Below are 12,900 nucleotides of genomic sequence, written 5' to 3' on the forward strand. Positions count from 1 at the left end.
CGCCGGACGCGGGGACACTGTCGCCGTGCTCAACGAGACCGTGCCCGCACCGGGCTGGGGAGTCGTCGGCCTCACCGCGCTGTTCGCGTTCGCGGTGTCGCTGACCTCCGTCGTCACGCCGCCGAGCGGCCGGCGGAGCGCCCTGCGCAACGCCAACGTCCTGGGCACCCTGTTCCACGAAGGCGGCCACGCGGTGGTGGCCCTGCTGGTGGGCGGGAAGGTCTCCCGCGTCAAGATCGAGGACGCCGAAGGCGGCGCCACGATGACGAGCGGCAATGTGGGCCTCGCCAGAGTCCTCGTCTACGCCGCCGGCTACGCGGTGCCGCCACTGGCCGGGCTGGGCGCGGCCGTCCTGCTGCACCGCGGGCACGTCCAGGCCGTGCTCGTGCTGACCCTCGTCGCGATGGTGTTCCTGCTGCTGTTCGCCCGGGACCCACGCACGTTGATCATGGTCGTCCTGGTGGGCGCGCTCGTGTACTGCGCCTTGCGCTACGCCCCGGCCTGGCTGCGCACCGCGGTCGCGTACACCGAAGCCTGGCTCCTGCTGACGAGTGAGCTCGCGGGCGTACGAGTGCTCGTCGTGAACCGGAGGAGCAGCGGGTACTCCGGCCACAAGGACGACGCCGCGAAGCTGGCCAAGCAGACCAAGATGCCGTCACCCCTGTGGATCGGCGGCTGGTTCCTGCTGAACGGCTGGGCGTTGTGGCACGCCGTCCCGCTGCTGTTTCACTGACGGGCCACCAGGCCGGCCTCGTGGGCGAGCAACCCGGCCTGCGTCCGGTTCGCGCAGCCGAGCTTCACGAGCATCCGCGAGACGTAGCTCTTCACCGTCGCCTCGGCCAGGTGCAGCTTCGCCGCGATGTCCGCATTGGACAGTCCTTCGCCCAGGCGGGCCAGCACATCGCGCTCGCGTTCGGTGAGCGCCGAGATGCGCCGCCGGGCGTCTTCGCCGCGTTCGCGGCTGTCCGAAGACAACGCCACCAGCCGGCGCGCTGCCGACGGGGAGAGCACCGTGTGGCCGTCGGCCGCCACGCGGACCAGGCCGATCAGGTCCTCCGGAGGTGTCGACTTCACCAGGAAGCCCGCCGCGCCCGCGCGCAGCGCCCGGATCACGTAGGTGTCCGCGTCGAAGGTCGTCAGGGCCACCACCGCCGGCGGGTCCGGCAACGCCGTGATGCGCGCGATCGCGGTGAGCCCGTCCACGCCCGGCATCCGCAGGTCCATCAGCACCACGCGCGGCCGGTGCCGGACCACGGCCTCGACGGCTTCGGCGCCGTCGGCGGCCTGGGCGACGACCTCGATGTCGTCCGCCGAACCCAGGATCGTGCGCAGGTGCGCGCACACCATCGGCTCGTCATCGACCACGAGCACCGGGATCACAGTGCGTGCCTTCCGCCGTCGGGACGTAGGCGGGCAGTATCGCACCGACGCGGAACCCGCCGCCGGGTGCCGGGCCCGCCTCGAAGCGCCCGCCGACCAGTTCGACGCGCTGCCGCAGTCCCGCCAGGCCGGTCCCGGAACCGCTGCGCGCCAGCGCCGGGTCGGGCGGGTGCGCCGCCTCCGTGCTGTCCACCGAGACGTCCAGACCACCCGGGTGGTAGCGCAGGGACACCGCCGCCGACGCGCCCGGCGCGTGCTTGCGCACGTTCGTCAGCGCCTCCTGCACGAGCCGGTACGCGGTGCGCGCGACGGTCGGCGACACCTGCGCCGGGTCGCCGTCCACCACGAGGTCCGTCGTCACCCCGACCGACCGGGACTCCTCGACCAGCCGCGCCGGATCGCCGGGTGCCGCCGGGCTGAGCGTCCGCGGCCCGGGTTCGGTGCCGTTGCGCAGGACGCCGACCAGGTCGCGCAGCTCGTCCAGGGCCAGCGCGCCTTCGCGGCGGATGTCCTCGGCCGCCGTCCGCGCGGCCGGGTCGGCGCTGGTCACGCCGAGCGCGCCGGCGTGCAGCACCATCAGGCTGAGCCGGTGCGTGACGACGTCGTGCATCTCGCCCGCGAGCCGCCGCCGTTCCGCCGCCCGGGCCTGCTCGGCGAGCAGGTGCTGCTCGCGCTCGGCGCGTTCGGCCCGGTCCCGCAGCGACTGGAGGAGTTGCTTGCGTGCTTCGAAGTACAGCGAAGCGAGTGCCGGCAGCGCGGTGCTGAGCAGGCCGAACGGCGTCGTCGACCAGCCCGGCGTCCAGGGCCGCGCGGCGATCACGGCCAGGACGCCGGCCACCCACAGCACGGTTCGCTTGTCCAGCACGCGGGCCGACTGCGAGAGGATCACCGAGGTGATCGTCGGCACCGTCGTCAGTGCGAGCGGCTGATCCGGCACGAGCAGACCGGGCGCGAAGGTGTCGCTCGCGAGCATCGCGAACGCCGCTGCGGTGACGAACGCGCACACCGGGCCCGGGAACCGGAACAGCAGCACCAGCGAGAGGTCGCAGGCGATCTGCAGGACCAGCCCGGCGGCCGGGCCCCACGCGCCGGTCGTCCGGTCGCCGAAGACGTAGAAGACGGTGTTCAGCCCGGCGAAGGCGAGGGCCGCGAAGATCAGCCAGCAGGCGTCGGAGCGGCTCGGCCACAGCGGCCGCCGGGCGGTGGTCACGCGGTCACGGTAACCGCTGCCGCGGGCCGCCGCCCCGGCCGCGCAACCAAAGTTGCGGCCCGCCCGGCAACGTTCGTCGCCGCGATCACTCTCCTCGTCCGGTTCCGCCGGACGGCCCGGATCCGGTGGACTGGGGGCCGACGACGGACGGAGTGAGATGAGCGAGCTGTCCTTGCCCGCCCGGGCGTACCTGCTGGCGTGCGACACCGCCCGCGCCCGGTTGCCGGATCGGGAACGCGTGGCGCTGCTGGTGCGCGCGGCGGCGTTGACCGATCTGGTGCTGCGCGGCCGGTTGGCCGACGACGGCGGGCGTCCGGTGGTCACCGGGGCCGGCGGCACGGGCCACCTGGTGCTCGACGACCTGCTGGCCGAGCTCGCCACCGACCCGCACCGGAAGTGGCGCGCCCGGGTGCGCCGCGGCGCGCGCGAGACGTTGCGGTCCCTGGAGGCCCAGCTCGACGCGGCGGGCGTCATCGGGCTGCGGACCTCCCGGGTGCTGGGGCTGTTCCCGCGCCGCCGTCCGGAGGTCCGCGAGCCCGCGGCGGCGGCCGCGCTCCGCGACGAGGTGCGGGCGGCCCTGCGCAGCGACACGCCGGTGCCCGCGGACGTCGCCGCCCTGACGGCGCTGGCCGCGGCGGTCGAGCTGAACGCGGTCCTCCCGCGGGGCGAGCGCCGCCGCCACCGCGACCGGCTCGCCCGCCTGGAGGAGCAGGCGGGCGCGGCGGTCCCGGCCCTGCGCAAGGTGATCCGCGAACTCCACGCCGCCCGCACGGCCCGGGTCGCCGCGGCTTCCGGCGGCGGCGGCGGATGACGCCAGACCGGCCCGATTGAGCACGCGTGCCGGCCCCGGGGCCACGCGCGCCGTCCCGTCCCGCACGAGCGGTTCGTGCGGACCGGGGCGGCACGCGTGGTTCGAGGAGCCGGCACGCGTGGTTCCGGGAGGACACGGGCAGGCCGCGAAGAGGCGGTAGTCCACTGTGGAGAGCGCTTCGGCCGGGGTGCGGTGGCCCATCGGGACTTCCGAGTCCCGCGCGGGCGCGCTCCGGCGGAGCGCGGCCATCGCCCGGGACGGGGTGATCGGCTGGACGGTGGAGCAGCCGGTGTTCCAGCGTCGCCGCGACCCCGGCCGCCGGTTCCGGCGCCGGCGCGATCCGGGACGCCGATACCGCGGAAGAGCTGGCGTTCGCGGACGGGGCCGTTCGCTTCGGCACCCGCCGAAGCGTCGCGGACCTAGGTTCGGGGCATGGACGAATTCCGTGCCCTGCACGTCCCCGGCTCCCCGCTGCTGCTGCCGAACGCGTGGGAGTTCGGCGTCGGCGCCTTCCTCGCCGCCCACGGCTTCCGCGCGCTGGGCACGACCAGCTTGGGCGTCTCCGCGGCGGCGGGCGAGCCGGACGGCGCACCGTCGACGCGAGAGGCAACCGTCGCCCTCGCCCGCCGCCTGGCGCGGCTGGATGCGCTCGTCAGCGTCGACATCGCCGACGGCTTCAGCGCGGACCCGGCCGCCGTCGCCGACCTCGCGGCCGAACTGGCCGACGCGGGCGCGGCCGGCGTCAACCTCGAAGACGGCCGGGCGGACGGCTCACTCGCTCCTGTTGAGGTCCAGTGCGCGCTGGTCACGGCGGTGAAGGACCGCGTGCCGGACCTGTTCGTCAACGCCCGCACGGACACGCACTGGGCGGGCGACCGATCGATCGCCGAGGCCGAGCGGCGGGTCCGGGCGTACGCGGCGGCGGGTGCCGACGGCGTCTTCGTGCCCGGCCTCGCCGAACCGGGCGACGTCGAGCGGATCGTCGCCGTCGGCCTGCCGCTCAACCTGCTGTTCCTGCCCGGCAAGGTCACCGTGGCCGGGCTGGCGGAGCTGGGGGTCGCGCGGGTCAGCCTGGGGTCGCTGCCGTACCGGATGGCCCTGGCGGCCGCCGCCGAAACCGCGCTGGCGGTGCGTGACGGCGGTGACTTGCCGTTGAGTCCACCGGGCTATGCCGACGTGGTGGCCTTGTTGCCGGAGATCGGGTGAACCGGCCCGCGCCGGCCGTGACCTGCCACTGAGCCCGCGGCACTACGCCGACGTCACCGTCCTGCTGCCGGAGATCGGGTGAACCGGCCCGCGCCGGCCGTGACCTGCCACTGACCCCGCCGCACTACGCCGACGTCACCGTCCTGCTGCCGGAGATCGGGTGAACCGGCCCGCGCCGGCCGTGACCTGCCACTGACCCCGCCGGACCACCCGACGTCACCGTCCTGCTCCCTAAAAACCGGGTGAACCGGCCGGGCCGGATCTGGTTACTTGGGAGCATGCGCGCCTTCGGAACCGACTTCGCCGCCCCGTCCGGATACCTCAACACGCCCAGCGTGGGCATCCCGCCCGCGCCGGTGGCCGACGCCGTGGGCGAGGCGGTGGAACGGTGGCGGATCGGGGCGGACCGGCCGGCGGACTTCGACCAGTACGTCACCCGGGCGCGGGCCGGGTTCGCGCGCCTGCTCGGCGTCGGGCCGGACCGCGTCGCCAGTGGCGTGTCGGTCTCGCAGCTGGTCGCCAACGTCGCCGCGGCCATGCCCGCCGGCACCCGCGTGCTCGCGGCCGAAGGCGACTTCACCAGCGTGACCTTCCCGTTCGCGGCGGCACCCGGCGTCACGGTGACCGAGGTGCCCCTGGAGGTGCTGCCGTCGCGGGTCGAGGGGCACGACGTCGTCGCGGTGAGCGTCGTCCAGTCCGCCGACGGCCGGATCGCCGACCTGCCGGCGCTGCGGGCCGCGGCCGAGGCGGCCGGGGCGGCGGTGCTGCTCGACGCGACCCAGGCGGCCGGCTGGCTGCCGCTGGACGTCACCTGGGCGGACTGGGTCGTCGGCACCGGCTACAAGTGGCTCGGCTCGCCGCGCGGCACCGCGTGGCTCGCGGTGCGCCCGGACGCGCAGGACCGCACCCGCGCGGTCGCGGCGAACTGGTACGCGGGGGAGGACCCGTGGGCCACGGTCTACGGCCTCCCGCTGCGCCTGGCCGGCGACGCCCGCGCGTTCGACCTCTCGCCCGTCTGGCTGGCCCAGGTCGGCGCGGCCGCGGCCCTGGAGTACTTCGCCGGTCTCGACCTCGACCGGGTCCGGGCGCACAACACCGGACTGGCCGACACGCTGCTGGAGAAGCTCGGCCTGCCCCCGCGCGGCTCCGCGATCGTGTCGCTGGACGCCGATCCCGGACGGGTGGCTGCGGCGGGCATCGTGTCGAGCGTCCGCGGCGGCCGCGTGCGGGTCGGCTTCCACCTCTACAGCACGCCTGACGACGTCGAACGCCTTTTACCCGCGTTCGAGTGAACCGCTGATGGCGGGTGAACTACCGTATGGCCCCGTGGTTGGTGCGCATTTCACCCCAGGCCCGTCCGACACGGCCCCGCTGGGCGCGGTGCCCCCGCAGCCCCGCCCGCCGGTGCCGGGGCCGCCGGCTCGCGACACCCGGTCCCTGCTGCTCAGGGGCGCCGGGCTGGTCGCGATCGCCGTCGTCTCCGGGCTCATCTGGTTCCTGATCCGGCACGGCTCGGCACCGGACGAGCCGGTCGCGCAGCCCCCGGCGCAGAACACCGGGCAGTTCGACTTCACGCTGGTCGCCGGGCCGGTGAAGACGACGGACTGCGTCGAGAAGTCCTACGGCGACACCCAGGGCTTCTTCAAGGACACGCCGTGCCGATCCCTGGTGCGCGCGCTGTACACGACGGAGTCGGGCGGCGCGAAGGCGCTGGTGTCCGTGGCGCTGGTGGGCATGCCGGACTCCACGACGGCGAAGGCCCTCAAGACGCTGACCGAGCAGGACGGCACGGGCAACGTCACGGACCTGGTGAAGGACAAGACGTTCGCCGGCTCGGGCACCCCGAGCGTGAGCAGCAAGGACGCGACGTACGCGTCGAGGGTCGACGGCACGAACACGACGATCGTGCTGGCCGACTTCTACGCCAAGCACAAGGACAAGGCCCTGATCAAGCGCATCGCCGACGACGCACTCCGCCTCTCGGCCGACCTGCACCCCTGACCGGCCCGAGCGCGCCCCGAGCGCCCCAATGTGGCCTTGGTTGCGTCAGATGCACCGAAGGCCGCCTTGGGTGCGTCAGACGCACCGAAGGCCACATTGGGGCGCTTGAGCCGGGTCAGCTGTTCTGGCCGGGCATCGCGATCGCGACCGGCTTCTGACCCGCCTCCGAACGCCACGGCGTGCCGCGCCGCGAAGCCGCCACCAGTGCGTGCAACGCCGTCGTGCGCAAACCCGCGTCGTCGGTGTGGTCGATCACCGCGAGCCACGCCGACGCGCAGTCCGCTTCCGCCGTCGCCACCACCTGCGACGCCGACTTCGCGTCCGTCACCGGGCTCTTCGGCACGTACGCCGCTTCCGGCGCCACCGGGGTCGCCCCCGCCGCCGAGAGCGTCGTCTGCAGGAAGTCGCGGCGCACGGCGTGCTCGGCCGCGCCGCTCTTCTCCGCGTCGCCGAACTCGCCCGGCAGGAACGCGCTGACGAGCCCGTACACCCACACCGCGGCGTGCTCGGCGGCCAGCGCCACCTGCAGCGGGTCCACCACCTCCGGTGGCACCGCGCCCGCCGGGGCGGCACCCACCTTCGGGGCGTCTTCGCCCGGCCCCAGCGCCGGGGCGATGCGCTGCAGCGACGCGCAGCCCGCCGCCACCGCCGCGACCAGCCCGGCGCGGTACCGCGGCAGGCCGCCGACGAGGTCTTCGGCCTGCTTGCGCGCCGTCGCCAGCCGCTCCTTCAGGTCGCCGAGCGCCGCGGGGTTCGGCGGGGCGGGTGCCGACGTCGGCGCGGGCCGGTTCAGCCGGTCCACTTCGGACTTCAGGGCGGCCGCGTGCGCCGCGCGCGCGTCGGCGAGCTGGCCGGCGGCGTCGGCGTCCTTGCCCGCGGACGCCAGCGCCCGCGCCGCGGCGGCGTCGGCTCGGGCGGCGGCGAGCAGCGGCTGCAGCGGGTCGGGGCTCTCGTCGTAGCCGGGCCCGCAGGCGGCGAGGGGAACGGCCAGTGCGGCCAGCGCCCCCGCGCGGAGGGCGGTCCGGCGGCTCAGCTCGGTCGGTCTTCCGGTCACGCCGCCCCATCCTGCCAGGCCCCGGAGCGGCCCCGCCGCTCGCGCGGGGTCAGCGGGCGACCGGATAAGCTGGTCCACCACCGACCGCGCAAACCCCCGGTTCGAAACAAGGAGAGCCCCACGTGCCAGGAGAACTCGCCAGCCGGCTTCAGCCGATAGTGGCCGAAGCCGTCACCGCCGCGGGTTTCGACCTCGACTCGTTCGAGGTGCAGCAGGCCGGCCGGCGCCAGCTGGTCAAGGTCGTCGTCGACGCCGACGACGGGGTCGGGCTGGACGAGGTCGCCGAGGTCAGCCGCAAGGTCTCGGCGGCGCTCGACGAGAACGACCACGTGCTGGCCAGCGCCTACACGCTGGAGGTCACCTCGCCGGGGCTCGACCGCCCGCTCACCCAGGCCCGGCACTGGCGGCGCGCGCGGTTCCGGCTGGTCAAGGTCACCCCGGCCGACGGCGAGGCCTTCATCGGCCGGGTCGGCCACGCGGGCGAGCACGCCGCCCGCGTCCTCGAAGGCGGCAAGATCCGCGACGTCCGCTACGCCGACGTGGCGAAGGCGGTCGTGGAGATCGAGTTCAAGCAGCCGCCCGCCGAGGACCTGAAACTGCTCGAAGACGACGCGTCCGGCTTGATCGCGGCCGAGACGGAGAAGGGGTCGAAGTGAACGTCGACATCGCCGCGCTGCGGGCGATCGAACGGGACAAGGACATCCCCTTCGAAACGGTGATCGAGGCCATCGAGACGGCCTTGCTCACCGCGTACAAGCACACCGAGGGCCACCAGCCGCACGCCCGCATCGACATCGACCGCAAGACGGGGCTGGTGCGCGTGCTCGCGCACACGCTGACCGGCGACGGCCAGGTGGACGAGGAGTGGGACGACACACCGGAGGGCTTCGGCCGGATCGCCGCCACCACCGCGCGCCAGGTCATCCTGCAGCGGCTGCGCGACGCCGAGCACGAGAAGACCTTCGGCGAGTTCTCCACCAAGGAGGGCGAGATCGTCGCCGGCGTCATCCAGCGTGACGCCCGCGCGAACGCCCGCGGCATGGTCGTGGTCCAGGTGGGTGACACCGAGGGCGTGCTGCCGTCCGCCGAACAGGTGGCGGGGGAGTCCTACGAGCACGGCAGCCGGATCAAGGCGTACGTCGTCACGGTCTCGCGCGGCAACCGCGGCCCGCAGATCACGCTCTCGCGCTCGCACCCGAACCTCGTCCGCAAGCTGTTCGCGCTCGAGGTGCCGGAGATCGCCGACGGGACCGTCGAGATCGCCGCCGTCGCCCGCGAGCCGGGACACCGCACGAAGATCGCGGTCAAGTCCACCGTGCCGGGCGTCAACGCCAAGGGCGCCTGCATCGGCCCGGTCGGCTCGCGCGTGCGCAACGTGATGAGCGAGCTGGCCGGCGAGAAGATCGACATCATCGACTACTCCGAGGATCCGGCCCGCTTCGTCGGGAATGCGCTGTCGCCCGCGAAGGTTGTTTCGGTACGAGTCGTGGACGAGCGGGCGAAGACCGCCCGCGTCGTGGTGCCGGACTTCCAGCTGTCGCTGGCGATCGGCAAGGAGGGCCAGAACGCCCGCCTCGCCGCCCGCTTGACCGGCTGGCGGATCGACATCCGCAGCGACGCCGCACCGGCGGACGACGAGGGTGATCAAGACCACGCCCGTCCGTCGCGGCCCGCCGCGACAACCGGTTCGGCTGAGTGAAGGTCGAAGCGCTAGACTCAGGAGTGGTTCGAAGCCCGCGGCGGGTAGCCGAGCACCAGCCCCACCGGATTTCCCCGGTGCGGACTTGTGTCGGCTGCAAGCGGCGGGCGTTGATCGGTGAGCTGCTGCGCGTGGTCGCGGTGGCCGGGCGGGTGGTCGTCGACGAGCGTCGGCGGCTGCCGGGCCGGGGGGCTTGGCTGCACCCCGACCCGGACTGCCTGGCCAAGGCCGAACGGCGGCGAGCATTCCCGAGGGCCCTGCGGGCTCCGGGAGCGCTCGACGTCCGAGAGGTCCGCGAGCACGTCGGGCGCACTGAAGCACCACGAACCGCGCACCACGAACCCGGGACGTCCCCGGGGTCGCGAGGAAGCAAGGAAGCAGGTCGACCCGTCATGAGTCAGCCGTGAAGCTGAAGCCATGAGCGTCAGACAATAAGGACGAGGTCAGCGGGTTTTCCGCCTGGCCTCCCCTAGATGAGGAGAGTTGTGCCAGGCAAGGCCCGCGTACACGAGCTCGCGAAGGAGCTCGGCATCACCAGCAAGGACGTGCTCGCGAAGTTGAAGGAACAGGGCGAGTTCGTCAAGTCCGCGTCGTCCACGGTCGAGGCGCCCGTCGCCCGCCGTCTCCGCGACGCGTATGCGCCCAAGGGCGCCAAGAAGCCCACTCCCGGTCCGTCGGCGCGCCCCGGTCCGCCGGCCGCCAAGCCCGGACCCGCCGCCCCGAAGCCCCCCGCGCCTGCCCAGCAGGCTCCGGCGGCCCAGGCGGCGCCCGCTCCGTCGGTCCAGGCGGCTCCGGCCGCACCCCAGCAGCAGGCGCCCGCGGCGTCGAAGCCGGCCACCCCGGGGCAGCGCCCCGGTCCGCGGCCCGGCCCGCGTCAGCAGCCCGCCGCGCCCGCACCCCAGGAGCAGGTCCCGGCCGCGAAAGCCGAGGCTCCGGCTGCGCCCAAGCAGGACACCCCGGCCGCGCCCGCGCAGGGCACCGGTTCGGTCGTCCCGCCGAAGCCGCAGGGCCCCAAGCCCGGCGGTCCCAAGCCCGGCCCGCGCACCCCGCGCGTCGGCAACAACCCGTTCGGCGTCGGTTCCGGCGCCCCGGCCCCGCGTCCGCAGGCTCCGCGCCCCGGCGGCGGCCAGGGCGGCGACAACCGGCCCCCGCGTCCCGGCGGTGGCGCCGGCGGTGACCGTCCGGCCCCGCGGCCGGGTGGTGGCGCCGGTGGCAACCGGCCGAGCCCGGGCAACATGCCCCCGCGGCCGAACCCCGGCATGATGCCGGGCCGCACGCAGCGTCCCGCCGGTCCCGGTGGCGGCGCCCGCGGTGGCCCCGGTGGCGGCGCCCGTGGCGGCCCCGGTGGCGGCGGCGGTCGTCCCGGTGGCGGTGGCGGCGGTTTCCGCGGCGGTCCCGGTGGCGGTGGCGGCGGCGGTGGCTTCCGTCCCGGTGGCGGCGGCGGTGGCGGCGGCGGCTTCCGCCCGGGTGGCGGCGGTCCCGGTGGGGGCGGCGCCCCGGCCGGTGGCGGCGGCTTCCGCGGTGGCGGCGGCGGTCGTGGCGGCCCCGGTGGCCGTGGCGGTACCGCGGGTGCCTTCGGGCGCCCCGGTGGTCCCTCGCGCAAGGGCCGCAAGTCGAAGCGGCAGAAGCGCCAGGAGTACATGGACAACATGCAGGCGCCCAGCGTCGGCGGCGTCCGCCTGCCCAAGGGGCAGGGCGAGACGATCCGGCTGCCGCGTGGTGCCTCGCTGACCGACTTCGCCGAGAAGATCGACGCCAACCCGGCTTCGCTGGTGCAGGTGCTCTTCCACCTCGGCGAGATGGTCACCGCGACGCAGTCCGTGTCGGACGACATCCTCGAGCTGCTCGGCGGCGAAATGAACTACACGGTTCAGGTCGTCAGCCCCGAGGAAGAAGACCGTGAGCTGCTGGAGACCTTCGACATCACCTACGGCGACGACGCGGGTGGCGAAGAGGACCTCCAGGTCCGGCCGCCGGTCGTGACCATCATGGGTCACGTCGACCACGGTAAGACCCGCCTGCTCGACACGATCCGGAAGACGAAGGTCCGCGAGAGCGAGGCCGGCGGCATCACGCAGCACATCGGTGCGTACCAGATCGAGACCGAGCTCGAGGGCACCCCGCGCCTGATCACCTTCATCGACACCCCGGGTCACGAGGCGTTCACCGCCATGCGTGCCCGTGGTGCCAACTCGACCGACATCGCGGTGATCGTGGTGGCGGCCGACGACGGTGTGATGCCGCAGACGGTCGAGGCGATCAACCACGCGCAGGCCGCCAAGGCCCCGATCGTGGTCGCGATCAACAAGATCGACAAGGAAGGCGCGAACCCGGACAAGATCCGGCAGCAGCTGACCGAGTACGGCCTGGTCGCCGAGGAGTACGGCGGCGACACGATGTTCGTCGAGATCTCCGCGCGGCAGAACATCAACATCGACGGCCTGCTCGAGGCGATCCTGCTGACCGCGGACGCCGCTCTGGACCTCCGGGCCAACCCGGACATGGAGGCCCAGGGTGTCGCGATCGAGGCGCACCTCGACCGCGGCCGCGGCCCGGTGGCGACCGTCCTGGTCCAGCGCGGCACGCTGCGCGTCGGTGACTCGGTCGTGGCGGGTGACGCCTACGGCCGCGTCCGCCGGATGGTCGACGAGCACAACGTCGACGTCACCGAGGCGCTGCCGTCGCGGCCCGTCCAGGTCATCGGGTTCACCTCGGTGCCGGGTGCGGGTGACACCTTCCTGGTGGTCGACGAGGACCGCGTCGCCCGGCAGATCGCCGAGCGCCGGTCGGCTCGCACGCGGAACGCGCTCAACGCGTCGCGCCGCAAGCGGGTCAGCCTCGAGGACCTCGACTCCGCCTTGAAGGAGACGAACAGCCTCAACCTGATCATCAAGGGTGACAACTCGGGTACGGTCGAGGCCCTCGAAGCCTCGCTGCTCCAGCTGGACGTCGGCGACGAGGTCGAGCTGAACGTGGTCCACCGCGGTGTCGGTGGCGTGACCGAGTCGGACATCGACCTGGCGACCGCGTCCGACGCGATCGTCCTCGGGTTCAACGTCCGCGCCCAGGGCAAGGCGACCGAGCGGGCCACCCGCGAGGGCGTCGACGTCCGGTACTACACGGTCATCTACCAGGCGATCGACGAGATCGAGCAGGCCCTCAAGGGCATGCTCAAGCCGGAGTACGAAGAGGTCGAGCTGGGCCGCGCGGAGGTCCGCGAGGTCTTCAAGTCCTCCAAGATCGGCACGATCGCGGGTTGCCTGGTCATGTCCGGCGAGATCCGGCGCAACGCCCGGGCCCGTCTCCTGCGCGACGGCACCGTCGTGGCGGAGAACCTGCCGATCAGCTCGCTGCGGCGGTTCAAGGACGACGTGGTCGAGGTCCGCGAGGGCTACGAGTGCGGTCTGACGCTCGGTTCGTACGGCGACATCAAGGTCGACGACGTGATCGAGACGTACGAGCAGCGCGAAAAGCCGCGAGCGTAAGGATGTTCGACACCGGGTGTGCGTTCTCGCGCACACCCGGTGTCTCCCTACTAC

At 73.9% G+C, this 12,900-nt stretch carries 12 protein-coding genes; 9 read left to right on the plus strand and 3 right to left on the minus strand.

Annotated features, from left to right (window positions below; genetic code table 11):
* Positions 1 to 25: 25 nt before the first annotated feature.
* Positions 26 to 733: a M50 family metallopeptidase gene (locus ACLJPY_RS31125; RefSeq protein WP_410593798.1), complete on the plus strand. Its 708-nt coding sequence runs from the start codon at positions 26 to 28 to the stop codon at positions 731 to 733.
* On the opposite strand, the gene ACLJPY_RS31130 is transcribed toward ACLJPY_RS31125, so the two are convergent.
* Entirely contained in the window at positions 727 to 1,380 is a 654-nt protein-coding gene (locus ACLJPY_RS31130; RefSeq protein ID WP_410593800.1) for a response regulator, read from the minus strand. The two genes, ACLJPY_RS31125 and ACLJPY_RS31130, sit on opposite strands and share 7 nt — an antisense overlap.
* Positions 1,355 to 2,590 (minus strand): sensor histidine kinase, encoded by a 1,236-nt coding sequence (locus ACLJPY_RS31135; RefSeq protein WP_410593802.1) that lies wholly within the window; start codon positions 2,588 to 2,590, stop codon positions 1,355 to 1,357. The genes ACLJPY_RS31130 and ACLJPY_RS31135 overlap by 26 nt, the downstream gene beginning before the upstream one ends.
* A gap of 157 nt (positions 2,591 to 2,747) precedes the next feature.
* Here ACLJPY_RS31135 and ACLJPY_RS31140 point away from each other — a divergent pair, with 157 nt between their 5' ends.
* From ACLJPY_RS31140 to ACLJPY_RS31155, 4 genes are all read left to right on the plus strand, one after another.
* Entirely contained in the window at positions 2,748 to 3,401 is a 654-nt protein-coding gene (locus ACLJPY_RS31140) for a GOLPH3/VPS74 family protein (protein WP_410593803.1), read from the plus strand.
* A 432-nt stretch (positions 3,402 to 3,833) separates the two neighbouring features.
* A complete protein-coding gene (locus ACLJPY_RS31145; protein WP_410593805.1) occupies positions 3,834 to 4,607 on the plus strand; it encodes an isocitrate lyase/phosphoenolpyruvate mutase family protein in 774 nt (257 codons plus the stop codon).
* Positions 4,608 to 4,885: 278 nt separating this feature from the next.
* Positions 4,886 to 5,899, plus strand: a complete 1,014-nt coding sequence (locus ACLJPY_RS31150; protein ID WP_410593807.1) for an aminotransferase class V-fold PLP-dependent enzyme — start codon at positions 4,886 to 4,888, stop codon at positions 5,897 to 5,899.
* Positions 5,900 to 6,011: 112 nt separating this feature from the next.
* The gene (locus ACLJPY_RS31155) at positions 6,012 to 6,608 is read left to right on the plus strand and encodes a DUF1634 domain-containing protein (protein ID WP_410594064.1); all 597 of its coding nucleotides are present in this window, start codon (positions 6,012 to 6,014) and stop codon (positions 6,606 to 6,608) included.
* Between the two features lie 115 nt (positions 6,609 to 6,723).
* On the opposite strand, the gene ACLJPY_RS31160 is transcribed toward ACLJPY_RS31155, so the two are convergent.
* Positions 6,724 to 7,662 carry a ferritin-like domain-containing protein gene (locus ACLJPY_RS31160; RefSeq protein ID WP_410593809.1) on the minus strand — a complete coding sequence of 313 codons (939 nt, stop codon included), beginning with the start codon at positions 7,660 to 7,662 and terminating at the stop codon, positions 6,724 to 6,726.
* Between the two features lie 122 nt (positions 7,663 to 7,784).
* Between ACLJPY_RS31160 and rimP the strand changes: the two genes are divergently transcribed.
* The 4 genes from rimP (at position 7,785) to infB (ending at position 12,846) form a co-directional block, all read left to right on the plus strand.
* Positions 7,785 to 8,318, plus strand: coding sequence for a ribosome maturation factor RimP (gene rimP, locus ACLJPY_RS31165; protein WP_410593811.1), 534 nt, complete (start codon positions 7,785 to 7,787; stop codon positions 8,316 to 8,318).
* The gene (gene nusA / locus ACLJPY_RS31170) at positions 8,315 to 9,361 is read left to right on the plus strand and encodes a transcription termination factor NusA (RefSeq protein ID WP_410593813.1); all 1,047 of its coding nucleotides are present in this window, start codon (positions 8,315 to 8,317) and stop codon (positions 9,359 to 9,361) included. The genes rimP and nusA overlap by 4 nt, the downstream gene beginning before the upstream one ends.
* 140 nt (positions 9,362 to 9,501) lie before the next feature.
* Positions 9,502 to 9,768 (plus strand): YlxR family protein, encoded by a 267-nt coding sequence (locus tag ACLJPY_RS31175; protein WP_410594066.1) that lies wholly within the window; start codon positions 9,502 to 9,504, stop codon positions 9,766 to 9,768.
* 78 nt (positions 9,769 to 9,846) lie between these two features.
* Positions 9,847 to 12,846: a translation initiation factor IF-2 gene (infB, locus tag ACLJPY_RS31180; RefSeq protein WP_410593815.1), complete on the plus strand. Its 3,000-nt coding sequence runs from the start codon at positions 9,847 to 9,849 to the stop codon at positions 12,844 to 12,846.
* The last annotated feature ends 54 nt before the right edge of the window (positions 12,847 to 12,900 follow it).

The organism is Amycolatopsis sp. lyj-23 (assembly GCF_046549135.1).
Taxonomy (GTDB): domain Bacteria; phylum Actinomycetota; class Actinomycetes; order Mycobacteriales; family Pseudonocardiaceae; genus Amycolatopsis.

Bases quoted from the DNA above. Each gene is read 5' to 3' on its own strand.
- ACLJPY_RS31150 (WP_410593807.1), top strand. From the start codon at position 4,886: ATGCGCGCCTTCGGAACCGACTTCGCCGCCCCGTCCGGATACCTCAAC.
- ACLJPY_RS31145 (WP_410593805.1), top strand. From the start codon at position 3,834: ATGGACGAATTCCGTGCCCTGCACGTCCCCGGCTCCCCGCTGCTGCTG.
- ACLJPY_RS31140 (WP_410593803.1), top strand. From the start codon at position 2,748: ATGAGCGAGCTGTCCTTGCCCGCCCGGGCGTACCTGCTGGCGTGCGAC.